The organism is Nocardioides marmoribigeumensis (assembly GCF_031458325.1).
GTDB lineage: Bacteria > Actinomycetota > Actinomycetes > Propionibacteriales > Nocardioidaceae > Marmoricola_A > Marmoricola_A marmoribigeumensis.
The window spans coordinates 2,941,681-2,965,609 of sequence record NZ_JAVDYG010000001.1 but is presented as its reverse complement, the minus strand read 5'-3'; the positions used below and the strand labels follow the sequence as shown (position 1 = coordinate 2,965,609).

Sequence of the window (23,929 nt, the reverse complement as noted above, 5' to 3'; positions counted from 1 at the left end):
ACGTTGGAGCGGCGTCGCGCGGGGGCCGGGCCCGACCTCCCCATTCCACTCCGGGGTGACCGGGGCGTCAACCACTCAGCCGGCGTAGGGCCGCTCGCGGCGCAGCTCCTCGCGGGCGATCGAGCGCCGGTGAACGGCGTCCGGGCCGTCGACGATCCGCAGGACCCTGGCCCAGGCGTAGAAGTAGGCCAGCGGGGTGTCGTCGCTGACCCCGGCGCCCCCGAAGACCTCGATCGCGCGGTCGATGACGGTCGTCGCGACGTGCGGAGCCAGCACCTTGATCGCCGCGATCTCGGTCCTCGCGCCCTTGGCACCGACGTGGTCGATCAGCCAGGCGGTGCGGTAGACCGACAAGCGGGCGGCGTCGATGTCGATGCGCGACTGGGCGATCAGGTCGCCGACCACGCCCTGCTCGGCCAGCGTCCGGCCGAACGCCGTGCGCGACCTCGCCCGCTCGACCATCAGCGCGAGCGCGCGCTCGGCCATGCCGATCGCCCGCATCGCGTGGTGGATGCGGCCGGGCCCCAGCCGGGCCTGGGCGATCCGGAAGCCGTCCCCCTCCTCGGCCAGAAGGTTGGCGACCGGCACGCGGGCGTCGGTGAACCGGATCTCGCAGTGCCCGTGCTGGTCCTGGTAGCCGAAGATCGGCAGGCTGCGCACGATCTCCACACCCGGGGTGTCGCGAGGGACGAGCACCATCGACTGCTGGCGGTGCGGGTCGGCCGACGGGTCGGTCTTGCCCATCACGATGAAGATCTCGCAGCGCTCATCGGCGACGCCGGTGATCCACCACTTGTGCCCGTTGACGACGTAGTCGTCGCCGTCGCGCTCGATCCTGGTCTCGATGTTGGTCGCGTCGGAGGAGGCGACGGCGGGCTCGGTCATCGCGAAGGCCGACCGGATCTCGCCCTCCAGCAGCGGCTCGAGCCAGCGCTTCCTCTGCTCGTCGGTGGCGAAGAGCTCGAGCGTCTCCATGTTGCCGGTGTCGGGGGCCTGGCAGTTGATCGCCTCGGGAGCGATCACCGGCGACCAGCCGGAGATCTCGGCCACGGCGGCGTACTCCAGGACGGACAGCCCGGAGACCGAGGGCAGGAAGAGGTTCCACAGCCCGCGGCGCCGCGCCTCCGCCTTGAGCTCGTCCATCACCGGCGGGTAGGAGTGGTCGCCGTGCTCACGCAGGTGCGCCTTCCAGGCCGCCTCGGCCGGGAACACGCTCTCGCGCATGAAGTCCCACATCCGGTCGCAGTGCTCGGTGGCGCGGGGGGACAGCTCGAAGTCCATCTCAGTCCTCTTTCGTGGTGGCGTGCGTGGTGGCGTGGAAGGTGCGCCGGACGAGGGTTCGCCGGGGCGCTCTCAGCGCAGCCGCGAGGGGCTCGCCGAGCAGGCAGAGGTCGGCCGGGGCCCCGGGAGCGACGCGACGGACGGGTCCGCCGGGCGAGGCCGGGTCCGAGAGGTAGGAGGCGAGCACGGTCCGTGCCGGCACGCGCTCGTCGGGCCCCACCACGTGTCCCTCATCCGTGGTCCGCGCCGCCGCGTCGGCCATGACGTGCCACGGGTCGAGCTCGCCGTAGGGCGCGTCGGAGGAGGCCGCGACCTGCACGCCCTCGGCGAGCAGACCGGCGTACGGGTAGAGACAGGCGAGGTCCTCGGGGTCGACGTCGGTGCGGTAGGCCTCGCCCCGCGTGCGCAGGAACCCCGGCTGGGTGACCACGACGAGCCCGCGGCGGGCCAGCTCCCCCCGCAGCTCCGGAGGTACGACGGCCGCGTGCTCCAGGCGGTCGCCGGGCACGACCCCGACCACGTCGAGCGCGGCGAGCGTGAGGACCAGGGAGAGCCGGGTGACCACGTGCACCGCGACGGGACGGCCCGCGGCTCGAGCGGCCCGGATCCGGTCGACCAGCTCGTCGAGGGTCGGCAGGTCGTGGTCGTGCAGCAGCAGCTTGACCGGGCCGAGGGCGAAGCGCCCGGTCCTCAGCGGACGGGACGCGCCCAGCAGCAGGACGTTGGCGCGCAGGACGCCGTCGATCGCGGCGTCCTCGAGCAGGCGGGTGGTCTTCTCGTCCAGGTCGGGTGTGGCGTCGGTGACCCCGGTGATGCCGCAGGCGGCGAGCTCTTCTTCCACCCCGGCCAGCGAGGGGGCCGGGCCGGGCGCGCAGTCGCGCAGGACGGTGTCGAGGCGCCACAACCGGCCGTTGGGCCGGCCCGCAGCGTCGCGCTCGACGTCGGGGGTGTGGGGCAGCCGGTCCCCGACCAGCTCGAGCGCCCGCGAGCTCAGCATCCACAGCGCACCGCTGCGGTGCTGCACCCGCACCGCTCGGTCGCCGACGATGGCATCGAGCCGGTGCCGGTCGAGGTCGCCGGCGACCGACTCGTGGTAGCCGGTCCCCCGGAGCCAGGCCCCCGGCGCGGCGTCGCGACCGGCCTCGAGGAGCGCGGCCGCGAGGGCGCCGGGGCTGCGCACCCACGGCGGGCCGCAGCGCACCGACGACCGCTCCGCGGCGAGGGCGAAGAGGTGCAGGTGGTGGTCGTGCAGCCCGGGGAGCAGCGCGCCCCCACCGGCGTCGACGACCTCGTCCGGCGACGTCCCGACCTCCAGGTCGGACCCGACCCGCGCGACCAGCCCGTCGACCAGCTCGACGTCCACCCGTTCGCCCTCGACCTCCACGTCGCGCAGCAGCGTCCTCATCGCAGCTCACCCAGCCAGTCGTGCAGCACGGCCCCCGTGTCCGCACCCGGCCCGGGAGCGGTGCCCGAGGGCCGGCGCGCGGACGGGCGCGACGCCGGGCACGGCGGGCCGTCCGGGACCGGGACCGCGGCCGCCCACGCGGCGACGCCGGCCATGGAGACGTCGAGCAGCTGGGCCCGCGGCCCGCGCAGGCTGCGGAGCGCCGCGGCCGCGGCGGCGAGCCCGGTGAGCGGGTCGGCCACCGCGTCGGCGACGAAGACCGGCCCGGGGCCGACCAGGCCGGCAGTCGCGGCCACGTCGTCGCCGAACCCGACGCGCTGCGGCTCGCCCCGCCCGTGGGCGGTGATCGACACCCACGTCACACCGGCCGTGACCAGGGCGTCGGCGTCGAGCCCGAGCCGGGCCAGGGCGTGCGGCCGCGAGGCCTCGACGACCACGTCGGCCGAGGCGGCGAGCCGCTGGAGCCGGTCGCGGTCGGCGGGGTCGGCGAAGTCCAGGACGACACTGCGGTGGCCGGCGTGCAGCAGGTCGTAGAAGGCCGCGTGGCCGCGCCGCGCGCCGTCGTACCTCGTGGTGCTCTCGACCTTGACCACGTCAGCGCCGGCGAGTCCGAGGACGTGGGCGCACAGGGGGCCCGCCCACAGCGAGCTCAGGTCGAGCACGCGCGGGCGTTCGCGGGCCACGCGTGCTCCCCCGTCCCGCACCCGGACCGGCGAGCCGCCCACCGCGCCTCCGACCGCCCCGCCGGGAAGGCCGAGCAGGTGCAGCCGGGCCGCGGCCTCCCGGCTCGTGGAGCGCAGGGCCCAGGCGGCGACGTCGAGCCACGGATCCCCAGACAGGCAAGGGCTCTCGACGAGGGCGGGGACCAGGGCGAGGTCGTCCGAGCGGGCCAGGGTGAGCACGAGATGGCCGTCGGCGGTGGGCACGATCCGGCTCGCGCCGCCGCACGAGCGCGCGCCGTCGCGCTGCAGCCCGGCGAGGGCGGCGCGCTCCCCCAGGACCGCCACCGTCGGCAGTCCCGGCACCTCGCCCACCAGGCCCGCGACGTCGCGGAGCAGGTGCTCGGCGACGCCCGCGGCGCCGGCGCCCGCGGCCGACGGTGACCCGGTGCGCTCGCCGGTCAGCCACGACCCCCCGGACTCCGCCCAGGCGCGCGCGACGTCGACCTCACTCGACAGCATCGACCAGCCCCCAGTCCCGCGCGGTCGCGGCGCCGAGCGCGACGCCGGTGAGCACGAGGTACGCCGTGCGCCAGCGACCGATGCGCGCGGGGATGCTCACCGTCCCGCCGGCGCCGGGCACCAGGCCGAGCTCGAGCTCCGGGAGCTGGAACGTCGTCCCCGGGGCGGCGACCAGGCGTCCGGCGAAGGCCGGGACCTCGATGCCGGCGCCGATGCACCGTCCGTGCACGCGGGCCTCGACGCGGTCCCGGATCCTGTGGACGGCGAGACCGGCGCTCTGGTCGAGGCGGACGGCGTGGGCCGCGCCCGGGTCGGGGGCGGTGCCGAACTCGTCGAGGTCCCCGCCGGTCGAGAAGTGCCGGCCCTCGCCGGACAGGCGCACCAGCGTCAGCGACGGGTCGAGGGCGGCGAACCGCAGCGCCTCGACCAGGGCCTGCCGGAGGTCGGCCGAGAAGGCGTTGCCGCGGGCCGGGCGGTCGAGCACGACGTCGAGCCGGTCGCCCTCCCGGCGCAGTTGCACCGGGTCCGCGGTCGTCGTCCGCTGCCGGGGTGCGCGGCTCGCGCGCCAGGCCGCGAACTCCGGCGAGGCCAGCAGCATCGAGTAGGCGAAGGACTCGGCGACCACACCGGTCTCCGCGTCGACCCCCTCGGTGAGCCTCAGCAGCCCGTCGAGCGCGATCGTCGTGCGGGGAGCGAGCGAGGTGCGCGCCACGATCGCCGCGACCGTGGCGTCGACGTCGTCGACCGCCACCAGGGTCGGCTCGTCGGCCAGCCCGGGCGGGACCACCGAGGTCGTGAGCGTCCGTGCCACCTCGCGAGCGGACCCGCTCAGCGGGCGGGTCGCCCGGCCGAGCGTGGCGCCGGCACCGGCGAACCACGACCCGGGTCCGTCGACGGCGTCGAGGTCGACCACGGTGAGGGGACGCGAGGGCACGCCGTCCTCGGCGATCGCGGCGAGGGCGAAGGCGGGATCCTCCGCCGGATCCGGCGAGATTCCTGCCGCTCCGTGGTCCGCCAACCCATTCCTCATACCGATTCCCACCTAGACTGACGACCGCACGCCGACGGGAGAGGTGACGAGATGACCACGACCACCGACAGGCCGGACCTGCCGGGCCCCCGCAAGGGGCTCCCGATCATCTACAAGCCGGGGGGCAACCTGCGGCCCGTGCGTGACGCGGAGGCGGCGGCGAGCATCGCACCGCCCAAGGCGTCGGAGCTGGTGGCGGCCTCGGTCGTGCGCGACATCATCTCGGCCGACCTCAAGGTGGGCGACCGGCTGCCGGCCGAGTCCGACATGCTCACGCAGTACTCCGTCAGCCGCGAGTCCCTGCGCGAGGGTCTCCGGCTGCTCGAGGTGCAGGGCCTCATCTCGATCCGCCGCGGGCCCGGCGGCGGGCCCTACGTCGCCCCGGTCAACGCCAGCTACCTCGCCCGGACGGCGAGCATGTACTACACCCTCAGTGGCGCGACCTACAGCGAGGTCTTCGACACCTGGCTCGACCTCGAGCCCCTCATCGCGGCCAAGGTGGCCCGCATCGCCGACCGCCGACGCAAGACGGCCGCGCTGGCGCCGTTCCTCGACGACCACCAGCCCGCCGACGAGCACGAGCACTTCGAGGAGCTCAACACCTTCCACTCCGTGCTCGCCGCGCTCGCCGGCAACCGGGTGACCACCCTGCTGGTGCAGTCGGTCACGCACATCGTGGTCGACCACGTCGTGGAGGACATGGACCCGCTGGAGATCCCGCACCTCGACAGCGACCACCACGCGATCGCGGTGGCCGTCATCGACGGCCGGGCGCGCAAGGCGCGCGACCTCATGCACGACCACATCGCGGCGATCGTGGAGCACTACCGCACCCAGCACCCCGACCACATGGAGACGCCGATCGCCTGGCGGTGACGCGTGCCCGCCCACCGCCGCCGCCTCACGCCTCGACAAGGAGCGACTTGAGCGGCACGCCGACGTCGGCGGCCCGGTCCTGCGGGACGGTGAGCCCCTTGGCTAGGCCTTGGCGCACGGCGAGGTACTCCGGGGTCCGGTTGACGCTGTCGATCGCGATCAGCCGGCCGTGGCGGTAGTACAGGACCGAGAACTTCTCCTCGTCCGGCTCGCCGCGCACCACCACGTCGTCGTACCCGGTCGAGAGCCCGGCGATCTGCAGCTTGATCGTGTCCTGGTCGGTCCAGAACCACGGCACGGAGGAGTACTCCTTCTCCTCGCCCATCAGCGTGGCGGCTGCCACCTTGGCCTGGTCGACGGCGTTCTGCACCGACTCCAGCCGCACCATCACGTCCTGGGTCAACGGGTGCGGCAGCAGTGTGACGTCGCCGGCCGCGACGACCCGCGGGTGGCTGGTGCGCGCGTGCCGGTCGACGACGACGGCTCCGTTCTGGATCTCCAGGCCCATGTGCTCGGCGAGCTCGCCGCGCGCGTGCACGCCGATGCCGACGAGGACCAGGTCCGCGGGGAGCAGCGTGCCGTCGTCCAGCCGCACGCCGGTCACCGCACCGTCCTGGCCCTCGACCGCGGTCACGGTCTGGCCGAGCTTGATCGTCGTGCCCCGGCGCTCGTGGGCCGCGCGGTAGAACTCCGAGACCACCGGCGCGACCGCGCGCATCACGAGGCGTGAGCCCATCTCGACGACGGTCACCTCCTTGCCCTTGTTGCGGCAGACGGCAGCGGCCTCGAGGCCGATGAAGCCGCCTCCGACGACCACGACGTTCGTCGCGTCCGGCAGGCGCTCCGCAAGGCGGTCGGCGTCGGCGAGGTCACGGAGGTAGAGCACACCGTCGAGCTCAGCGCCCGGCACGGGGAGCCGGGCGACGCGGGCGCCCGTGGTCAGCGCGAGCTGGTCGAACGGCAGCTCGCGGCCGCTGGCCAGCCTGACGATGCCCTCGTCGAGCTCGACGTCGGTCACCCGGTCGCCGCAGATCAGCTCGATCGCGTGGTCGGTGTAGAACGCCTCGTTGCGCAGGGCCAGGGACTCGAGGGTCGCCGCGCCGGAGAGGTAGGCCTTGGACAGCGGCGGGCGGGCGTACGGCGGGTGCGGCTCGGCGCCGACGAGCTGGACCTTGCCGGCGTAGCCCTTCTCCCGCAGCGAGACGGCGATCTGCAGGCCGGCCTGCGCGGCGCCGACGATGACGATCGCGCTCATCAGAACTGCTCCGGCGCGACGCGGACCAGGAGGCCGTCGAGCTCGTCGGTGACGGTGATCTGGCACGACAGGCGGCTGCCCGGCGTGCGCTCGGCCATGGCGCCGTCGAGGAGCTCGCACTCGACCTCGTCGTCGCTGTCCTCGGCCCGGCCGACCTTGTCGATCCACGCGTCGTCCACGTGCACGTGGCACGAGGCGCAGGACAGGAAGCCGCCGCACTCGGCGACGACGCCGGGCACGCCGTTCTTGACCGCGGTGTCCATGACGGTGGCACCGACGTGGGCGTCGATCTCGTGCTTGACCCCGTCAGGGTCGATGTAGGTGATGGTCGGCATCGCCGTTCCTCCTGGGTTCTGCCGATCGGCGTCGGTCGTGGTCGTGGTCGCGGGGATGAGAGTGGTCGGGAGAGAGGTCGTGGGGGCGAGCTGGTCAGTCGTCATCGCCGACCCCCAGTCCGGTCAGCACCGACGACTGCTCGTCGGCGAAGTGGGCGAGGACGAGCAGGTCGGTCAGCCGTCCGTCCGGGTGCTGCACGTGGTCGCGCAGCAGCGCCTCGCCCTCGAAGCCGAGCCGGCGGAAGATCTCGGCGGTGGACTCCTCGTCGGCGGGCACCTCGACGGTCAGCTTGGACAGCCCGTCGCGCAGGGCGGTCATGAGCACCGTGCGGGCCATGGCACGACCGAGGCCGCGGCGGCGGTGTCGGCTGCCGACGACCAGGCGCACCTCGCCCACGTGGGAGGACAGGCCGACGCCCGGGTAGAGGGAGGCGTAGGCCGCGACCTCGTCGTCGACCAGGGCGACCCAGCGGGTGTTGTGCTCGTCGGCGACCGCGATCTCCACACCGTGGGGGTCGCGCACGTCCTCCTTGACCGAGGTGACGTCCTCGTCGGGGAGCTCGTCGAAGAAGCGGCGCAGCGCGGACGCGTGGGTCGGCTCCAGGGTCGTGATGGTGCTCATCGGGTCTCCTCCACCGGTCGGCTGCGCGCACGCAGGAACTCGGAGATCTGCGGGATGGTGACCTGGTGGGCCTTGCGGCCGACGGCCAGGCCGATGTGGCCGGCGTCGAGCAGGAGCTCCTGCTTGTCCTCCGACCCGACCAGGTCGAGCGCGGGGCGCGCCGAGGCCGGAGGCACGATGTGGTCGCGAGCGGCGACGACGTTGAGGTAGGGCACGCGGATGTCGCGCAGCGACACCGGCCGACCGTCGAGCCGGAAGGTGTCCTCGAGCAGGGAGTTGTCGCCCACGAGCAGGTCGACCACCTGTCGAGCGGTCCGGCCCGGGAAGGGCACGTGGTCCGTGGCCCAGCCCGTCATCAGCTGGTGCGCGGCCACCTTGTCGTCGTCCAGGAGCCGGTCGAGGATGTTGGCGTACTGCGCGAGCTCGGCGGTCGGCTTCATCAGCCGGAAGTACTGCAGCAGGACGTGGGGCGGCACGTTGCCCTCCTCGTCCAGCGCCTCGTCGACCGACAGGTCGCCGCTCCCGAGCGCATCGGTCAGGACGCCGGCGTCGGTGAAGTCCACCGGGGTGGCGATCGTGGTGAGGCTGGCCAGCGGCAGCTCCGGGTCGGCAGCGGCGGCCATGAGGGTGAGCAGGCCACCGAAGCAGTAGCCGACCAGCGCGACGTCGGGGCTCCCGGTCAGGTCGCAGACCCGGTCGAGGACCTCGGGGATGAGGCGCTCGGCGTAGTCCTCCAGGCCGTTGCGCGACTCGCGCTCGCCCGCGGTCCCCCAGTCGACGAGGAAGACGTCGAACCCGTCGTCCCGCAGGTGCTCGACGAAGCTGTTGCCCGGCACGAGGTCCAGGATGTAGCTCTGCGACACCAGGCTGAACACGATGAGCAGCGGCGGCCCCTGCGTGACCCGGTCGCTGCGGTAGCGCCACATGGTCGCGCTGCCCTGCTCCCAGACGGTGTCCTTGGGGGTCAGCCCCGTCTCGGGGCGCCCGGCGCCGGTGACCACGCGGATGCCGTTGCGCGCCCGCAGCGCGTTGCGCGCGACGTCGCGTCGGATCCGGTCGACGAGCTCCGCGGGCGTGCGCAGCACGCTCGTGGTGGCGCCGGAGGCGGTCTCAGCCATCGTCCCGGCTCCGTTCCTTGCGCGCCCGCGCGCGCTTCTCGCGCTCCAGAGCGCTGCGCAGCGCCCGGACCTCGTGGTCCAGATCGCCGATCTGCCCGCGGAGCCGGCGTACGTCGGTGCCGGCCGGCAGGTTGACCAGGTGCCAGACCTGGCTGGTGCGGCGCTCGACCTGGCCCTTCATCCCGCGCTTGACCTTCTGCACGACCACGAGCGAGGTGGAGAACGTCGGCCCGTGCACGAACTCCTCCACGCGGGGGCCGACGGCTCCCTCGACGGCGTTGAACGCCTGGAGCCACCACGGTGCACCCACGAGTCCTCCTCCTTCGTCTGATGCGCATCACTGTGCCGCATCTCGCGTTATTTATCCAGAGGAATAGGCCATAAATCTTGGATTCGTGGGGATGAATAGGAGACACTTCACGCGTGACGGTGTGCCCGTGGTCTAATGCTTGACTTATAACGCATTGCTTGGTGTACTTCGTGCATCCGATCGACCCACACACCCGAGGAGAACCCCATGACGACCTACACCGAGCTCACCGAGAAGGCCGCCGACCAGCTGCTCGAGGCGGTCAAGCCCCTCAACGACCTGACCCAGAAGTTGGCCGGCAAGGCCTCCGAGACCGCCGGCAAGCTGCCGACGCTCCCCCGCCCCGAGGGCGTCCCGACCGCGCTCGAGGTCGTCTCGGCCCACTTCGCGTTCGCCGAGAAGCTGCTCGGCGCGCAGAAGGACTTCGCCCTCAAGCTGGCCGGCGAGGCCACCGAGGCCAGCCAGTCCGGCCCGCAGGGGTCGTCCAAGGCCAAGTCCTCGACCAAGAGCTGACCCGGACCCCCGGAGCAGCACCCACCCTTCGACGCCGCGTGACGGACCACGGCATCACCACTGAGGAGAACGTCATGCACGCATCGAAGACCGGCCAGGAGTCGCGCCCGAGCCTGCTGCTGCAGGCCGCGGAGCTTCCACGGGCCTGGGGGGAGTACGCCGCGCTGGTGGGGAGCGCGGGGCTGCTCGCCCTCGCGCCCAAGGGCGACGGCGGACCCGTCGTCGTGCTCCCGGGCTTCACCGGCACCGATGGCTCCACGATGGTCCTGAGGAAGTTCCTCGGGCGCGTGGGTCATCGGCCGGTGGCCTGGGGGCTCGGTCGCAACATCGGTCCGTCGCGCAAGATCCTCGACGGGATCGACGACCTGGTCCAACGCCTCGCCGACGAGCACCAGCAGCCGGTCCAGCTCGTCGGGTGGTCACTCGGCGGCATCTATGCCCGCCACGTCGCCGTGCGCCATCCCCATCTGGTGCGCCGCGTGATCACGCTCGGCAGCCCCTACCGGCTCCTGGACCACCACAACAGCCACGCCGCGTGGGTGTACGACCTCTACGCCCCGCTCCACGACGCCGCCGACGACCTGTCCCCCGGCGGCCCGACCTCGCGCCCCCTGGGCGTGCCGACCACCTCGATCTACTCGCGCACCGACGGCGTCGTGCCGTGGTGGTCGTGCACCGAGGAGGAGTCCGACCTCGCCGAGAACGTAGGGGTCTTCTCCAGCCACAACGGGCTGGGCCACAACCCGCAGGCCATGTACGTCGTCGCCGACCGGCTGGCCCTGCCGGCCCGGGACCTCCCCAGGTTCCACCCTGCCCCTGTCTGGCGGGCGTTCTTCCTCGGCGCCTGAGCCCTCACCTGCCCCGGCGCTAGGACGGACCTGTGGTGTCGCTGGTGCTTCTGGGTTCGGATGCAGTCATGGGGTGCCGGCGAACGACCCCATGGCGCCGCCCCCCGATCACGGCGTGTTAGTTCGCCTTGCGGCTGCTCGTGGCGAGAACCAGCTGTTCGGCGGATCGGGACATGCTTCCTGGCCGGATCGACGTCGGCGTCCGCCGAGCTCGAACGAACCTGACGGCGGCCGGTCCACGAGAGCGGGCCTAGGAGCGGTCGCTCGTCGACACCCCGGCGCCGTAGCGCTCCCGCAGGACGCGCTTGTCCAGCTTGCCCATCGTCGTGCGGGGCAGCCCGTCCACCAGGTCCAGCCGGCGCGGGCACTTGAAGCCCGCCAGCTCCGAGCGGCACAGCGCCATCAGGTCCTCGGGGGTGACGTCGCCCGTCACGACCACGAGTGCCCGCAGCTCCTCGCCCAGGTCCTCGACCGGGACCCCGAACACCGCGACGTCCTCGACGTCGGGGTGGGCGAGCAGCACGCGCTCGACCTCGGCGGGATAGATGTTCACCCCGCCCGAGACGACCAGGTCGGCCGTGCGGTCGGTGATCCAGACGAAGCCGTCCTCGTCGACACGGCCGACCTCGCCGAGCGTGAACACACCCGGGCCGTAGGTCGTGCCGGTGAGCCCGTCGACGGCGTAGACCAGCCCTCGGCCGGTCGCGTCGCGGAAGCAGAGCTGGCCGGGTTCGCCGGTGGGCACCTCGCGACCGTCCTCGTCGAGCACCAGCACCTCGAACGGCGGCACCGCCCGTCCGACCGATCCGGGATGGGCCAGCCACTCCGTGCTGTCGAGGCTGGTGGTGGTCCCGACCTCGGTGCCGCCGTAGGCCTCGACGAGCACAGGCCCCCACCACTCGATCATCTTCCGCTTGACGTCGACAGGGCAGGCCGAGCCGGTGTGCACGACCTCGCGCAGCGAGCTGACGTCGTACGACGCGCGCAGGTCCTCGGGCAGCGCCAGCAGTCGGGAGAAGTGGGTCGGCACCATCACCGATCCTTGGATCCGGTGCTCCTGGATGGCGCGCAGCACGCCCTCGGCGTCGAAGCGCGGCATCACCACCAGGGGCGTCCCCGCGAGCAGCAGACGCACGGCCGTGAGCGGACCCGTGTGGTAGAGCGGGCCGACCACGAGGTGCGGCCGGTGCTGCGCCAGCGGGTTCTCCGCGAAGACGGTGAGCAGCTCGGCCACGCTGTCCACGCGCGGGAACATCGTGGGCGGCTGCTCGACCGGCTTGGGGCGACCGGTGGTGCCCGAGGTGAAGAGCATCGGCGGACGCGGCCGCAGGGACCTCAGGTCCTCGGGCGCCTGGGCCTCGACGGCCAGCAGCGAGGTGTCCACCACGCGCACTCCCCCGGCGCGGGCGGCGGCCTCGGCCGCCACCGCTGCGGTCTGGGCGTCGGCGACCAGGAGCGCCGCCCCGGAGGTCTCGAGCAGGTAGGCGACCTCGCCGGCGGTGAGGTGGAAGCTCACCGGCACCGCGGAGAGCCCGGCCAGGATCACCGCGGCGTGGGTGAGGACGGTCTCGACGGAGTTGTGCGCCATCACCGCGACCCGCCCCGACGTGCCGTCGGTCAGCTCGCGCAGGGCGACCACCGCGCCGTAGAGGCGGGCCTCGGCCTGGTCGCGGTCGAGCGTGGTGGTGCCGTCGGTCAGGGAAGCGGTCAGCGAGGCGGTCAACGCAGCTCCTTCTTGAGGATCTTGCCCGTGGATCCCTTGGGCAGGTCGGGGACGAGCCGGACCTCGCGGGGGTACTTGTACGCCGCGAGCCGGGCCTTGCAGAACGCGATCACGTCCGCTTCGGTGGCCTCCGCCCCCGGACGCAGGACGACCACGGCGACGACCTCCTCGCCGAGCCGGTCGTCGGGCCGACCGATGACGGCGGCCTCGCTGATCGCCGGGTGCGCGTAGAGCACCTCCTCGATCTCGCGGGGGTAGACGTTGTAGCCGCCGCGGATGACCAGGTCCTTGAGCCGGTCGACGACGAAGAGGTAGCCGTCCTCGTCCTCGTAGCCGAGGTCCCCGGTGTGCAGCCAGCCGTCGCGCAGCGCCTCGGCGGTCGCCTCCGGGTTGTTGCGGTAGCCCTTCATCACGTTGTGGCCGCGCACGACGAGCTCACCCACGTGCTCCGCCCCGCGGGGCAGCCGGCGGCCGTCACCGTCGACGACGACGACCTCGACCCCCCAGATGGGCTTGCCGATCGAGAGGAACCGACGGTCCTCGAAGGAGCGGTTGAACGTCGCGGTCGCGCAGGACTCCGACAGGCCGTAGCCCTCGAGCAGCAGCACGCCGTAGCGCTCCTCGACCTCGCGCAGGATCTCGCCGGGGATCGCCGCCCCGCCGGAGACGGCGAGCCGGAAGCGCGAGAGGTCGCGACCGCTCGTGTCCTGCTGGAGGAGCGCGTGGTACATCGTCGGGACGCCGAACATGATGCTGACGCCGTCGCGCTCCATCGCCTCGACCGCCGCGGCCGCGTCGAAGCGTTCCATCACGGTGATCGTGCTGACGTAGCGGACCGCGACGCCGATCAGGCTCAGCCCGTAGACGTGGAAGAACGGCACCACGGCCAGGGAGACGTCGTCGGGGCCGAAGCCGAAGAGCGCGCCGGAGTTGATCGAGTTGAACACCAGCTGGAGGTGGGTCAGCTCCGCTCCCTTGGGCCGTCCGGTCGTGCCGCTGGTGTAGAGCAGCACCGCGGTGTCCTCCGAGCTCGTCGGCACGACGTCGCGGAACGGCTCGTCGGCGTACAGCTCCGTGAGCGAGCGGCACCCCTCCGGCACCGGTCCGCTGCCGGCGACGAAGACCGGGAGGTCCCCGGCCGCCGCGGCGACCTCGTCGAGGTGGGGGCTGCCGGTGAGCAGGGCCCTGGCACCGGAGTCGGCCAGCAGGTGGGCGACCTCCCGCTCGCGCAGCAGCGGGTTCATCGGCACCATCACCAGGCCCGCCCGCATCAGCCCGAAGTAGGCGAAGACGAAGTCGGCCGAGTTGGCCAGCTGGACGGCGACGGCGTCGCCCCGCTCGAGCCCCAGGGAGAGCACGCCGGCGGCCAGGCGGGCCGACTCGGTGTCCACCTCGGCGTAGCTGACCGTCCGCGGGCCGAGCACCAGGCAGGTCCGGTCGGGCTGGGCGGCCGCGGCCTCGCGCAGCACGGTGGCGATGTTGAGGCTCACTGCCACACCACCGGGTCGAGCATCCGCTCCGGCCAGCGCGTCGCACAGCTGGCGCGGACGCCGGCGATGTGCAGGTCCATCAGGTGCTGCGCCTTCGCCGGCCGCCCGTTGAGGATCGCCTCGGCGATCTCGGCGTGCTCCCGCTCGACGCCCTCCCAGTCCTCGACCCGGCTCAACGCCTCGGCCACGTGGTCGACCAGCATGTGGCCCAGTGACTGCAGGAGCAGGATCATCACGCGGCTGCCGCTGAGCTCGGCCACCGCCGTGTGGAAGCCGGTGTCCTTGGCCTCCTGCACCTGGCCGGTGTCGTCCTGGGGGTAGAGGTAGGGGCCCAGCGCACGGGCGACGTCGGCGCGGCCGGGCCGTCGGGCGATCTGCGCGGCCAGCGCGGGCTCCAGCACCTGCCAGGCCTCGAGCACCTCGTCGTACGTCGCGCCACCCACGTGGAAGAACAGCGAGGTGGTGCGGGCCAGGTAGAGCGGGTCGACCCCGGCGACGACCGGGCCCCCGCCCGGTCCGCGCTTGATCGTGATGAGGCCCTGGGACTCCAGCAGCCGCAGGGCTTCCCGCAGGGACTCCCGGCCCACGCCGTAGTCCACGAGCATCGTGGCCTCCGGCGCCAGGTGGTCGCCGATCCGCATGCCGCTGGCGACGATGTCACGCACCAGCTCGCCCGCGATCGCCTCGGACAGCTTGGGCATGCGCCGTGGCGGCACCTCGGAGCCCACCTCGTCATCCCCCTCGACTCGTCCATGGACCACCGGCAGGCCGCGGCGCGGCGCGATGCGGCGCGGCGGCGGCGGGTCCGCAGCCATGTTCACGCCAGCTGCTCGCGAAGCACCCGTCTGAGCAGCTTGCCGGTCTCGTTGTGGGGCAGCACCTCGACGAAGTGCACCTCCGACGGCGTCTTGGAGGAGCGCAGCCGGGCGCGCACCCAGTCCTGCAGCTCCTTCTCGGACGCGTCCTTGCCCGCGTGCAGGACGACGGCTGCGACGACGCGCTCGCCCCACTCGGTGTCGGGCAGCCCGACGACGGCCACCTCGGCGACGGCCTCGTGCTGGACCAGGACGTCCTCGATCTCGCCCGGGGAGAGGTTCTCCGCGCCCCGCACGATCACGTCGTCCGCGCGGCCGTCGACGTAGAGGAAGCCGGCCGCGTCGAGCAGGCCGCGGTCCCTCGTCGGGAACCAGCCCTCGTCGTCGATCGCCTTGTGGGACAGGTACTCCCCCGACACCTGCTCGCCTCGGACGAAGATCTCGCCCTGCTCGCCGGGGCCGACGACCGTGCCGTCGTGGTCGCGGATCTCGATCTCGACCGACGGGAGGGGGCGGCCCACCGAGCCCAGGCGCCTCCGCACGTCGGGATCGGTGCTGGCCGCCGCCTCGCGGTGGTCCTCGGGCCCGAGGACGCTGATCGTCGAGCTGGTCTCGGTCAGCCCGTAGGCATTGACCAGGTCGACGTCGGGGAGCAGGCGCAGCGCCCGCTCCACCACGGTGCCGGGCATCCGCCCGCCGCCGTACGACAGGTGCCGCAGCGCGGGCAGTCCCTCGCCGTCCGCCTCGACGACGTCGAGGATGCGGCCCAGCATCGTGGGCACGACCATCGCGTGGGTGATCCGCTCGGCCCGGGCCAGCTCGACCCAGCCCTCGGGGCTGAAGGCCGGCAGCTGCACCATGCGGCGCCCGTTGTAGACCGACGTGAGGACGGTCGAGATGCCGGCGATGTGGTAGGGCGGGACGCTGACCAGGATGGCCTCGTCCTCCTCCGCACCGAGGAACTCGACGGTCGACAGCACGTAGGAGACCAGGTGGCTCGGTCGCAGCACGGCCCCCTTGGGCTCACCGCTGGTGCCGCTGGTGAACAGCAGGATCGCGATGTCCCCGCCGCTCGGAGGCTCCTCCGCGTCGTGGGCGTCCACCCTGGCCAGGTCGTCCGGCGACACCACGGTGATGCCCTCGATGCCGGGGAAGCGAGCCGCCTGCTCGGGCGAGGCCACGACCACGGCCGGCGCGATGCGGCGTACGGCGGCCTGGAGCTGGGCGTCGGCCAGCCGGTAGTTGAGCGGCACGAACGGCAGGCCGGCGTAGGACGCGGCGTAGACGAGCAGGGGGACGGCCTCGGAGTTGGTGTCGACCATCCCGACGTGCTGGAGGTCCTGCCCCGCGAGCCGCGCGCCCAGGCTGCGTGCGCGGGCGAGCAGCTGGGCGTAGGTCAGGCCGTCGGCGCGCCGGCCGACGGCGACCCGGTCGGGGCAGCCTTCGGCCGCCATCTCCAGCAGCATCGAGAGTTCCATCTCGTCCACTTCCCTCTTTTATCATGATGAATACGATTGCCGACACGTCGCCGCGGCCTCCCCATCGGGAGGCCGCGGGCGCGCTCGGTCAGAGCGGGACCAGGCTGATGGCTCCCTCGGGGCAGGTGACCGCGCCGAGGCGAGCCTTGTCCCTGAGCTCCGGGGTCGCCGGCGTGTCGCCGTCGGCGAGCTCGCTGAAGCCCTCCTCGTCGTCGACGTACACCTCCGGCGCCAGGCTGTAGCAGCGACCGTGGCCGACACACTTGTCGCGGTCGATGACGACGCGGAAGGGGCCGTCCGGCTCGGTCGTGTCGGTCGTCGTGTCCGTCGTATCCGTCATCTCAGACCTCCCACACCAGCGGCAGCGAGCTCAGCCCGAGCTGCGGTCCGCTCTCGACGATGTCCTCCCGCGCCACGGCCGGGTCGAGCCGGTAGTGCGGGATGCGCTTGTGCCACTCCTCCAGCACGACCCTGAGCTCCAGCCGGGCCAGGTGGGACCCGAGGCAGCGGTGGGGTCCACTGCCGAACGAGAAGTGGGTGACCGCCTTGCGGTCGAAGTCGATCTGGTCGGCGTGGTCGAACTCCGTGGTGTCGCGTGACGCCGCGGCCAGCGTGAGCATGACCATGTCGTCCTTCTTCATCGGGCAGCCGTGGAAGTCGACGTCCTGGGCGAGCTTGCGACCGTCCATCACGATCGCGTTCGCCCGCAGGAACTCCTCGACGGCGTTGGCGGCGATCTCCGGCTCGTCGATGATCCGCTGGCGGTCCTCCGGGTGCGTCGCCAGGTGGTAGAACATGTAGCCCATCTGGCTCTTCACCGTGTCCAGGCCGGCCAGCAGCAGCACCAGCGACATGTTGAGGAACTCGTCGTCCCGGATCGGACGGTCGCCGATGTTGGAGTTCAGCAGGCGCCCGAAGAAGCTCGTCTCCGGGTCGCCCGGGTTGGCCCGCCACTCCTCCATGAAGGTGGTGAAGTAGACCCGGATCCCCTCCATGGCCGCAGCCATGCCCTCGGCCTTCGCCGCGTTGCCCAGGCCGGCGAACACGTCCTCGACCCACGTGACGAAGGTGTCGGTGTCCTCGGCGGGCAGGTCCACGATCTGCAGGAAGACCTTGGTCGGGAAGACCATCGCGAAGTCCGCCACGAGGTCGACCGAGCCCTTCTCGACCAGGGACTCGATCAGGTCGATGCAGTCACGACGGATGGACGGCTCGAGCGTCGCGACCACCTTGGGCGAGAACTGCGGGTTGAGCACCGCGCGGTACTTCCGGTGCTCCGCGCCGTTCTCCATGGTCGGGATGAAGTGGTAGTCGGGGTTCGGGAGGGTGGGGACCGTCGCCGAGCTGCTGAAGACCTCGGGAGTCTGGAAGGCCTCGCCGACCAGCGCGTTGCGGTTGAGCATCCAGAAGCCACCGCCGTAGGTGTTCCAGGCGATCGGGGCCTCCTCGCGCAGTCCGTCGAGGAAGGTGAAGTACTCCAGGGCGGGACGCTCCACGGTGAAGTCGAAGTCGATGACCGGGCAGCCCCGGGCGGTCTCCTCGGAGGTCGTCGTGACCTCGCCGTCAGGTGTGGTGGTCATGCTGGGATCTCCTCGTTCGTGGTCGTGCTCGGGTCCACCGACGCTTGGTCGGTCACTGGTTGGGGGAAGTCACGCTGCTCGTACCAGCCGACCTGGAGCCGGAGGTCCGAGATCCGCCAGCGGTCCCCGACGCGCCGGAGCCGGTTGCGGTACTTGCTGGTCATCATGCGGGTCTGGTGGGGCGCGCCCACGACGGTCTGGTGCGACAGCAGGTAGATCAGCGCCGTCGCCTCGTCGCCGTCGATCTCGACGCCGTAGACCGAGATCATGTGGTGCTGCCAGTCCAGGTCGGCTGTCGCGTCCTTCAGCCACGCCAGGATCTCGTCGGCACCTCGGAGCAGGTCGCTGTCCTTGTCGTAGACGGCGGTCGCGTCGTCGGCGAAGACCGTGCGCAGCGTGGCGTAGTCGCCCTCGTCGATCGACGCGGCGTACGTCGTCATCGTGTCCTGGATGGCGAGCCGGTCGACCAGCCGCTGCAGGGTTGCCTCGTCCATGGGTGTGTCCCTCCTGGTTCGTGCTCTGCTCAGACGACCGGGTCGTAGGCGGTCCAGACGGACTTGGTGACGAGGAAGTCGTCGAGGCCCTCGCCGCCCAGCACCCGTCCGTAGCCGGACTGCTTGACGCCGCCGTAGGGCACGCCGGCGTCGGCGAGCTGGAAGCTGTTGACCCACACCGTGCCGGTGTGGAGAGCCCGCGTGGCCCGGTGGGCCCGGTCGAGGTCCTTGGTCCAGACGCCGGCGGCGAGGCCGAACTCGACGTCGTTGGCGAGCGCGTAGGCCTCGGCCTCGGTCTCGAACGGGAACAGCGACATGACCGGGCCGAAGATCTCCTCCTGGGCGATGCGCATGTCCGGGCGGACCTCGGTGAAGACGGTCGGCTCGTGGAAGTAGCCCTCCCCCAGGCCGCGCGACCCGCCCAGCACCAGGGACGCCCCCTCCGCGACCCCGATGCCGACGTACTCCTCGACCACCGCGAGCTGGTCGGCGGAGATCAGCGGGCCCATCTCCGTCTTGTCGTCGAACGCAGACCCGACGCGGATCTCCTTGGACCGGCTGACCACGGCCTCCACGAACGAGTCGTAGATGCTGCGGTGCACCAACGTCCGCGTGCCGGCGGTGCAGACCTGGCCGGAGTTGCTCCAGACTGCGCTCATCGCGCCGGCAGCGGCGGCCTCGAGGTCGGCGTCCTGGAAGACGATGAACGGGCTCTTGCCGCCGAGCTCGAGGCTGACCTTCTTGAGCTGGGCCGCGGCGGAGGCGGCGATCGCCTTGCCGGTGCGCACCGAGCCGGTGAACGAGATCTTGTCGACGTCGGGGTGCGTGACCAGTCCGGCACCCGCGGCGCCGGCGCCCTGGAGCACGTTGACGACGCCGTCGGGGATCCCGGCCTCGAGACACAGGCGGCCGAGCACGTGCGCCGACAGCGGTGTCTGCGGTGCGGGCTTGAGGACCACCGAGTTGCCCGCGGCGAGCGCGGCGGCGACGAAGGCGATGACGGCGCTCGGGCCGTTCCAGGGGACGATGATGCCCACGACGCCGATGGGCTCGCGGCTGACCACGACGTTGAGGCCGTTGGCCACGTCGGGCACCGAGCCGCGCAGCTTGGTCGGCCAGCCGGCGTAGTAGTTCACGCCACCGACCGCGAAGTCGACGATGAAGCCGGCATAGGCGTGGAGGATGCCCGCGTCGAGGCTGTCGAGGTCGCCGAGCGTCCTGCGGTTCTGGTCGATCAGGTCGGCCAGGCGGCGCAGCTTCTGCTCGCGCTGCTGGGCCGTCAAGTTGCGCCACCGGCCGTCGTCGAAGGACTGGCGGGCCGCGGCGACGGCCCGGTCCACCTCGGCCTGGCCACCGTCGGCGGCCACGGCGATCTGCTTGCCGCTGGACGGGTCGAAGACGGGGATCGTCTCGCCGGAGGCGGACTGGCCGATCTCGCCGTCGATCACGTGCCCGACGACGCCGCCGTCGAGGAGGTCGAGGGCGCCCTGGCTCAGGCCGTAGTCGGCGAGCTGGTCGGTGGCTGTCATGGAGGGTCCTTCCGCTGCGGTGCAGGTGGTGGTCGAGAGTCGTCAGGGGCCGTCAGGTCCGTCAGGTCCGTCAGTACGGCGCGGTGCCGCCGTCGATGTTGATGAGGGCGCCGGTGATCCCGCCGCCGACGTCACTGGCGAGCAGGACGGCCATCGCGCCGACCTCCTCGACCGTGTTCAGCCGCTTGATCGCCGACTCGGCGGCGTAGACGTTCTTGTACTCCTCGTAGGTCATCCCGTTCTCGGCCGCGTAGCCGGGGCCGACCTCGGTCATGAGGTCGGTCTCGATCGCCCCGGGGCACAGCGCGTTGCACGTGATCCCGTTGGTGCCGTACTCGAACGCCGTGGCCTTCGTGAGGCCGTTGAGGGCGTGCTTGCTGGTGATGTAGTGGCTCACCGAGGCCTTGTTGCCGAGCTTGCTCTCGACCGACGACATGTTGATGATGCGGCCGAAGGACTGCGGGAGCATGTGCGCCACGGCGGCCCGGGTGGCCCAGAAGGCCGAGTTGACGTTGAGGTCCATCGCCTTGTCCCAGGCTTCGTCGGCCAGCTCGTGGATCGGCGCGAAGCCGTCACTGCCGCCGGCGTTGTTGACCAGGATGTCGATGCGGCCGAACTCCTCGACCGTGGAGTCGATGAGGGCCTTGACACCCTCGCGCGAACGGACGTCGCAGCTGCGGAACGCGGCACGGTCGCCGGCGTCGAGCTCCTCGAGGGCCTGCTTGCCCTTCTCCTCCGACCGGCCGGCCATCACGACCGTCGCACCCTCGGCGAGGAACGCCTCGGTCACGCCCCGGCCGATCCCACGGGTGCCTCCCGTGACCACGGCCACCTTGCCCTCGAGCTTCATCCGTCCCTGTCCTCCAAGTCCTGGATCCGTCGTCTCACGACTGTGAGGACGGCCACAGGGCCTATGGAATCCGACGAGGGCCGGGTTCGTCAATCCTTCGGATGAATTATTTTAATGCTCAGGATGATTAGGCGCTGTGCCGGGCAACCCAGTCGAGGATCAGCGCGTTGACCGCGGCCGTCTGGTCCGTCGTCAGGACGTGGTTGGCGTCCGCCAGCACGACGAGCTCGGAGCCAGGGATCGAGCGCGCCACCAGCCGCCCGTTCTCCACCGGGATGAGCGCGTCGTCGGCACCGTGCACCACCAGCGCCGGCGGCTGCAGACCGGACAACCGGTCCAGGGACGTCCAGGGCGTCGTCCCCGCGAGCTGGGCGAGGTAGCCCGCGGGCGTCGTCGCGAGGGGCAGGCGCACGGCCCAGTCGTCCTCCATCGCCTCACGCGGGGTGGTGGCGGCGTAGTTGAAGGGGATCGACGCCTCGGCAGCCTCCTGCGGCGTCCAGCTCGCGCGGGACGACAGCAGGGCGGTCGCCTCCGGGCGGAACGTCGCGTGGGCCGCACCCGGGTGGGTGGCCAGCAGCACGACCGAGGCGACCCTCTCGGGGTGGGCGAGAGCGACCTCCTGGGCGATCATCCCGCCCATGGAGATCCCCACGACGTGCGCTCGGCGCTCCCCTGCGGCGTCGAGCACGGCGAGGACGTCGGCCGCCATCATCGGCACGGAGTACGGCGCCCCGACGACGTCGCCGGTCCGGCCAGCCCCACGGTTGTCCAGCACGATGACACGGCAGCGGTCGGCGAGGGCCGGCACCTGGCGCCACCACATGGCCGCCGGGTAGCCCAGCCCCATGACGAGCACCACCGCCGGGGCCCCCTCGGGGCCCGTCGCCTCCCACCAGATCTCGGCTCCGTCGTCGCGGGTCACGGTCGGCATCTCAGGTCCTTCGCTCGGGGAGTCCGAAGTAGACCAAGCAGAGCTTGGTGAGTCAAGCGAGACTCGACGGGCCTAGTCGTCAGCGACCAGGACCCGGTACATCGTGAGCAGCGCGGCCTTCTTGGCCTCGGTCAGGCGAGGGTCGCGCTCGATCGCCAGCTCGACCCCTTCGCGGGCCTCCGGCTCGTCGGCCTCGATCCAGCCCATGCGCTCGTAGAGGGTCGTGGCGGAGACGCCCAGGGCGCCGGCCATCGCCTTGAGCACCTCGGGCGAGGGCTGGTGGAGGCCCCGCTCGACCTGGCTCAGGTAGCTGTCGGACACGCCGGTCATCTGGGACAGGGCACGCAGCGAGAGCCGGGCCATCTGCCGCTGGGCACGCAGGAACGGCGCCAGCGTGGCCCAGTCGTCCTTGTCTCCCACCACGGCGGCAGCCTAGTCCTCGACCGGCTTCCCAATAATTCCTCATGGTAAATAGGCCGATCCTGGGGTAGCGTCCTCCCCATGAAGGCAGCCATGTTCAACACGACCGGTGGACCCGAGGTCCTGCGCTACGACGAGATCGCGGACCCCGCCGTACGCCCTGGCGGCGTGCTCCTGGAGGTCCGCGCCATCGGCATCCAGGGCGGTGACCTGATCAACCGCCGCGAGGGCCAGGGGCTCGACCGCCCCCACGTCGTGGGCTACCAGGCCAGCGGCGTGGTGCGCGAGGTCGGCGAGGGCGTGACCTCGGTGAGTCCGGGCCAGCGCGTCGTGGCGATGATGATGAAGGGCTCGCACGCCGAGCTCGCCAGCGTCACCGCGCGCAAGGTCTGGGCCCTGCCCGACACGGTGTCGTTCGAGGACGCCGCCGCGCTGCCCGTGGAGTTCGGCACGGCCAGCGACTGCCTGTTCGAGTTCGGTCACCTCTCCCCGGGCGAGACCGTGCTGGTCCAGGCCGGCAGCGGCGGGGTCGGCCTGGCCGCCATCCAGCTCGCGAAGGCCGCCGGCGCGACCGTGCTCACCACCTCGGTCGCCGCCGACGGTCGGGAGGAGCGGCTGCTCGCCCTCGGGGCCGACCACGTCGTCGACTACACCCAGGTCGACGTGGTCGCCGAGGTGCTCCGCCTGACCGACGGCAGGGGCGCCGACCTGGTCGTCGACCCGATCGGTGGCCGCACGCTCGAGGGCAGCATCGCCGCGCTCGCCTACCGCGGCCGGATCAGCTGGATCGGCAACGCCGGCCGCGACGTCGACCCGCCCAAGGTGTGGCCGCTGATGGAGAAGAACGGCGCCCTCACGGCGGTCTTCTTCGCCATGGAGCAGTCGCGCCAGCCCCAGCGCACCTACGACCTGATCGCCGACCTCATCGCTCGGGTCGGCACCGGCGAGCTGAAGGCCGTGCTCGACCGCAGCTTCGCGCTGTCCGATGCCGCCGAGGCGCACCGCTACGTCGAGACGGGCGTCGCGTTCGGTCGCGTCCTCATGATCCCCTGATGAATGCCCTGACCGACCTGACCGACCTGACCGGCCGCACGGCCGTCGTGACCGGGGCCTCGTCGGGGCTCGGCAGCCGCTTCGCCGAGGTGCTCGCCGACGCGGGCGCGACGGTCTACGCCGCCGCGCGCCGCCTCGACCGCCTCGAGGCCCTCGCCGCCTCCCCGCGGACCTCGGGCGCGATCCGACCGGTCGCGTGCGACGTCGCCGACCCCGCCGACTGCAAGGCCCTCGTCGCTCGCGTGCTCGCCGAGACCGGGCGCGTGGACGTGCTGGTCAACAACGCCGGCGCGTCGGGACCGGCGCGCGTCGAGGACGAGACCGAGGACGACCTCGAGCGCGTCCTCGCGATCAACCTGCGCGGGCCGTTCCTCCTCGCCAAGCACGCCGGCGAGGCGATGTGCGCAGCGGGTTCCGGCTCGATCGTCAACGTGGCCTCGATCCTGGCGCTGGTCTCGGCCGCCCCCGTCGGCGGCGTCGGCTATGCCGCGTCCAAGGGTGCGGTCGTCGCGATGACCCGCGAGCTCGCCGGTCAGTGGGGCCGCCACGGCGTCCGGGTCAACGCGCTGGTCCCCGGGTGGTTCCGCACGGAGATGAACGACGCGCTCTTCGCCGACGAGACGAGCGCCCGCTGGGTCGATCGCAGCACTATGCTCCGACGTCCCGGACAGGTGGCCGAGCTCGACGGCGCACTGCTCTTCCTAGGATCGGACGCCTCGTCCTACATGACGGGCCAGACGCTCGTCGTCGATGGCGGCTGGACCGCCCGCTGAGCAGCCTGCCCACCCTCAC

At 72.2% G+C, this 23,929-nt stretch carries 25 protein-coding genes; 5 read left to right on the top strand and 20 right to left on the bottom strand.

Annotation, left to right across the window (positions count from 1 at the left end; translation table 11 throughout):
• Positions 1-75: 75 nt before the first annotated feature.
• From J2S63_RS14250 to J2S63_RS14235, 4 genes are read right to left on the bottom strand one after another with little or no spacing between them, the layout of a single operon-like run.
• Complete coding sequence (locus J2S63_RS14250) at positions 76-1,281, bottom strand: acyl-CoA dehydrogenase family protein (protein WP_310303512.1); 1,206 nt, start codon at positions 1,279-1,281, stop codon at positions 76-78.
• Between the two features lies 1 nt (position 1,282).
• Positions 1,283-2,686 (bottom strand): amidohydrolase family protein, encoded by a 1,404-nt coding sequence (locus J2S63_RS14245; RefSeq protein WP_310303510.1) that lies wholly within the window; start codon positions 2,684-2,686, stop codon positions 1,283-1,285.
• On the bottom strand, positions 2,683-3,867 hold the full coding sequence (locus J2S63_RS14240; RefSeq protein ID WP_310303507.1) for a CoA transferase: 1,185 nt from the start codon (positions 3,865-3,867) through the stop codon (positions 2,683-2,685). Before J2S63_RS14240 ends, J2S63_RS14245 begins: the two co-directional genes overlap by 4 nt.
• On the bottom strand, positions 3,854-4,885 hold the full coding sequence (locus J2S63_RS14235; protein WP_310303505.1) for an enoyl-CoA hydratase/isomerase family protein: 1,032 nt from the start codon (positions 4,883-4,885) through the stop codon (positions 3,854-3,856). The genes J2S63_RS14240 and J2S63_RS14235 overlap by 14 nt, the downstream gene beginning before the upstream one ends.
• Positions 4,886-4,948: 63 nt before the next feature.
• Here J2S63_RS14235 and J2S63_RS14230 point away from each other — a divergent pair, with 63 nt between their 5' ends.
• The gene (locus tag J2S63_RS14230; protein ID WP_310303503.1) at positions 4,949-5,773 is read left to right on the top strand and encodes a FadR/GntR family transcriptional regulator; all 825 of its coding nucleotides are present in this window, start codon (positions 4,949-4,951) and stop codon (positions 5,771-5,773) included.
• A gap of 25 nt (positions 5,774-5,798) precedes the next feature.
• Here J2S63_RS14230 and J2S63_RS14225 read toward each other — a convergent pair whose 3' ends face one another.
• From J2S63_RS14225 to J2S63_RS14205, 5 genes are all read right to left on the bottom strand, one after another.
• Complete coding sequence (locus tag J2S63_RS14225; protein ID WP_310303500.1) at positions 5,799-7,028, bottom strand: NAD(P)/FAD-dependent oxidoreductase; 1,230 nt, start codon at positions 7,026-7,028, stop codon at positions 5,799-5,801.
• Positions 7,028-7,363: a 2Fe-2S iron-sulfur cluster-binding protein gene (locus J2S63_RS14220; RefSeq protein WP_310303497.1), complete on the bottom strand. Its 336-nt coding sequence runs from the start codon at positions 7,361-7,363 to the stop codon at positions 7,028-7,030. Before J2S63_RS14220 ends, J2S63_RS14225 begins: the two co-directional genes overlap by 1 nt.
• A 94-nt stretch (positions 7,364-7,457) precedes the next feature.
• On the bottom strand, positions 7,458-7,985 hold the full coding sequence (locus tag J2S63_RS14215) for a GNAT family N-acetyltransferase (protein ID WP_310303494.1): 528 nt from the start codon (positions 7,983-7,985) through the stop codon (positions 7,458-7,460).
• Positions 7,982-9,103 (bottom strand): alpha/beta fold hydrolase, encoded by a 1,122-nt coding sequence (locus tag J2S63_RS14210; RefSeq protein ID WP_310303491.1) that lies wholly within the window; start codon positions 9,101-9,103, stop codon positions 7,982-7,984. The genes J2S63_RS14215 and J2S63_RS14210 overlap by 4 nt, the downstream gene beginning before the upstream one ends.
• A complete protein-coding gene (locus J2S63_RS14205) occupies positions 9,096-9,413 on the bottom strand; it encodes a hypothetical protein (RefSeq protein ID WP_310303488.1) in 318 nt (105 codons plus the stop codon). Before J2S63_RS14205 ends, J2S63_RS14210 begins: the two co-directional genes overlap by 8 nt.
• A gap of 207 nt (positions 9,414-9,620) precedes the next feature.
• Here J2S63_RS14205 and J2S63_RS14200 point away from each other — a divergent pair, with 207 nt between their 5' ends.
• Both J2S63_RS14200 and J2S63_RS14195 read left to right on the top strand, forming a co-directional pair.
• The gene (locus J2S63_RS14200; RefSeq protein ID WP_310303486.1) at positions 9,621-9,926 is read left to right on the top strand and encodes a hypothetical protein; all 306 of its coding nucleotides are present in this window, start codon (positions 9,621-9,623) and stop codon (positions 9,924-9,926) included.
• A gap of 74 nt (positions 9,927-10,000) precedes the next feature.
• Positions 10,001-10,774, top strand: a complete 774-nt coding sequence (locus tag J2S63_RS14195; RefSeq protein WP_310303484.1) for an esterase/lipase family protein — start codon at positions 10,001-10,003, stop codon at positions 10,772-10,774.
• 250 nt (positions 10,775-11,024) lie between these two features.
• Here J2S63_RS14195 and J2S63_RS14190 read toward each other — a convergent pair whose 3' ends face one another.
• From J2S63_RS14190 to J2S63_RS14140, 11 genes are all read right to left on the bottom strand, one after another.
• The gene (locus J2S63_RS14190; protein WP_310303482.1) at positions 11,025-12,497 is read right to left on the bottom strand and encodes an AMP-binding protein; all 1,473 of its coding nucleotides are present in this window, start codon (positions 12,495-12,497) and stop codon (positions 11,025-11,027) included.
• Positions 12,494-13,987, bottom strand: a complete 1,494-nt coding sequence (locus tag J2S63_RS14185) for a long-chain-fatty-acid--CoA ligase (RefSeq protein ID WP_310303479.1) — start codon at positions 13,985-13,987, stop codon at positions 12,494-12,496. Before J2S63_RS14185 ends, J2S63_RS14190 begins: the two co-directional genes overlap by 4 nt.
• The gene (locus J2S63_RS14180) at positions 13,984-14,688 is read right to left on the bottom strand and encodes a FadR/GntR family transcriptional regulator (protein WP_310303476.1); all 705 of its coding nucleotides are present in this window, start codon (positions 14,686-14,688) and stop codon (positions 13,984-13,986) included. The genes J2S63_RS14185 and J2S63_RS14180 overlap by 4 nt, the downstream gene beginning before the upstream one ends.
• Positions 14,689-14,804: 116 nt before the next feature.
• Positions 14,805-16,280, bottom strand: coding sequence for a class I adenylate-forming enzyme family protein (locus J2S63_RS14175; protein ID WP_310303473.1), 1,476 nt, complete (start codon positions 16,278-16,280; stop codon positions 14,805-14,807).
• A gap of 88 nt (positions 16,281-16,368) precedes the next feature.
• Positions 16,369-16,620, bottom strand: coding sequence for a ferredoxin (locus J2S63_RS14170; RefSeq protein ID WP_310303471.1), 252 nt, complete (start codon positions 16,618-16,620; stop codon positions 16,369-16,371).
• A gap of 1 nt (position 16,621) precedes the next feature.
• Positions 16,622-17,860, bottom strand: coding sequence for a cytochrome P450 (locus J2S63_RS14165; protein ID WP_310303469.1), 1,239 nt, complete (start codon positions 17,858-17,860; stop codon positions 16,622-16,624).
• Entirely contained in the window at positions 17,857-18,354 is a 498-nt protein-coding gene (locus J2S63_RS14160) for a nuclear transport factor 2 family protein (RefSeq protein WP_310303467.1), read from the bottom strand. The genes J2S63_RS14165 and J2S63_RS14160 overlap by 4 nt, the downstream gene beginning before the upstream one ends.
• Positions 18,355-18,383: 29 nt before the next feature.
• The gene (locus J2S63_RS14155) at positions 18,384-19,883 is read right to left on the bottom strand and encodes an aldehyde dehydrogenase family protein (protein WP_310303464.1); all 1,500 of its coding nucleotides are present in this window, start codon (positions 19,881-19,883) and stop codon (positions 18,384-18,386) included.
• A gap of 70 nt (positions 19,884-19,953) precedes the next feature.
• Complete coding sequence (locus tag J2S63_RS14150; protein ID WP_310303460.1) at positions 19,954-20,733, bottom strand: SDR family NAD(P)-dependent oxidoreductase; 780 nt, start codon at positions 20,731-20,733, stop codon at positions 19,954-19,956.
• A gap of 127 nt (positions 20,734-20,860) precedes the next feature.
• A complete protein-coding gene (locus tag J2S63_RS14145) occupies positions 20,861-21,664 on the bottom strand; it encodes an alpha/beta fold hydrolase (RefSeq protein ID WP_310303457.1) in 804 nt (267 codons plus the stop codon).
• 72 nt (positions 21,665-21,736) lie between these two features.
• Entirely contained in the window at positions 21,737-22,087 is a 351-nt protein-coding gene (locus tag J2S63_RS14140; protein ID WP_310303453.1) for a helix-turn-helix domain-containing protein, read from the bottom strand.
• Positions 22,088-22,165: 78 nt separating this feature from the next.
• Here J2S63_RS14140 and J2S63_RS14135 point away from each other — a divergent pair, with 78 nt between their 5' ends.
• Positions 22,166-23,137: a quinone oxidoreductase family protein gene (locus J2S63_RS14135; protein WP_310303450.1), complete on the top strand. Its 972-nt coding sequence runs from the start codon at positions 22,166-22,168 to the stop codon at positions 23,135-23,137.
• Entirely contained in the window at positions 23,137-23,910 is a 774-nt protein-coding gene (locus tag J2S63_RS14130) for an SDR family NAD(P)-dependent oxidoreductase (RefSeq protein WP_310303448.1), read from the top strand. The genes J2S63_RS14135 and J2S63_RS14130 overlap by 1 nt, the downstream gene beginning before the upstream one ends.
• Positions 23,911-23,929 lie beyond the last annotated feature (19 nt).

What these genes read in the sequence shown, in the direction of transcription:
- J2S63_RS14200 (WP_310303486.1), top strand. Translation starts at nt 9,621, where the DNA reads ATGACGACCTACACCGAGCTCACCGAGAAGGCCGCCGACCAGCTGCTC.
- J2S63_RS14135 (WP_310303450.1), top strand. Translation starts at nt 22,166, where the DNA reads ATGAAGGCAGCCATGTTCAACACGACCGGTGGACCCGAGGTCCTGCGC.
- J2S63_RS14180 (WP_310303476.1), bottom strand. Translation starts at nt 14,688, where the DNA reads ATGCCCAAGCTGTCCGAGGCGATCGCGGGCGAGCTGGTGCGTGACATC.
- J2S63_RS14195 (WP_310303484.1), top strand. Translation starts at nt 10,001, where the DNA reads ATGCACGCATCGAAGACCGGCCAGGAGTCGCGCCCGAGCCTGCTGCTG.
- J2S63_RS14175 (WP_310303473.1), bottom strand. Translation starts at nt 16,280, where the DNA reads ATGGAACTCTCGATGCTGCTGGAGATGGCGGCCGAAGGCTGCCCCGAC.
- J2S63_RS14230 (WP_310303503.1), top strand. Translation starts at nt 4,949, where the DNA reads ATGACCACGACCACCGACAGGCCGGACCTGCCGGGCCCCCGCAAGGGG.
- J2S63_RS14210 (WP_310303491.1), bottom strand. Translation starts at nt 9,103, where the DNA reads ATGGCTGAGACCGCCTCCGGCGCCACCACGAGCGTGCTGCGCACGCCC.
- J2S63_RS14240 (WP_310303507.1), bottom strand. Translation starts at nt 3,867, where the DNA reads ATGCTGTCGAGTGAGGTCGACGTCGCGCGCGCCTGGGCGGAGTCCGGG.
- J2S63_RS14220 (WP_310303497.1), bottom strand. Translation starts at nt 7,363, where the DNA reads ATGCCGACCATCACCTACATCGACCCTGACGGGGTCAAGCACGAGATC.
- J2S63_RS14225 (WP_310303500.1), bottom strand. Translation starts at nt 7,028, where the DNA reads ATGAGCGCGATCGTCATCGTCGGCGCCGCGCAGGCCGGCCTGCAGATC.
- J2S63_RS14215 (WP_310303494.1), bottom strand. Translation starts at nt 7,985, where the DNA reads ATGAGCACCATCACGACCCTGGAGCCGACCCACGCGTCCGCGCTGCGC.
- J2S63_RS14130 (WP_310303448.1), top strand. Translation starts at nt 23,137, where the DNA reads ATGAATGCCCTGACCGACCTGACCGACCTGACCGGCCGCACGGCCGTC.
- J2S63_RS14145 (WP_310303457.1), bottom strand. Translation starts at nt 21,664, where the DNA reads ATGCCGACCGTGACCCGCGACGACGGAGCCGAGATCTGGTGGGAGGCG.
- J2S63_RS14150 (WP_310303460.1), bottom strand. Translation starts at nt 20,733, where the DNA reads ATGAAGCTCGAGGGCAAGGTGGCCGTGGTCACGGGAGGCACCCGTGGG.
- J2S63_RS14250 (WP_310303512.1), bottom strand. Translation starts at nt 1,281, where the DNA reads ATGGACTTCGAGCTGTCCCCCCGCGCCACCGAGCACTGCGACCGGATG.
- J2S63_RS14160 (WP_310303467.1), bottom strand. Translation starts at nt 18,354, where the DNA reads ATGGACGAGGCAACCCTGCAGCGGCTGGTCGACCGGCTCGCCATCCAG.
- J2S63_RS14165 (WP_310303469.1), bottom strand. Translation starts at nt 17,860, where the DNA reads ATGACCACCACACCTGACGGCGAGGTCACGACGACCTCCGAGGAGACC.
- J2S63_RS14245 (WP_310303510.1), bottom strand. Translation starts at nt 2,686, where the DNA reads ATGAGGACGCTGCTGCGCGACGTGGAGGTCGAGGGCGAACGGGTGGAC.
- J2S63_RS14155 (WP_310303464.1), bottom strand. Translation starts at nt 19,883, where the DNA reads ATGACAGCCACCGACCAGCTCGCCGACTACGGCCTGAGCCAGGGCGCC.
- J2S63_RS14170 (WP_310303471.1), bottom strand. Translation starts at nt 16,620, where the DNA reads ATGACGGATACGACGGACACGACGACCGACACGACCGAGCCGGACGGC.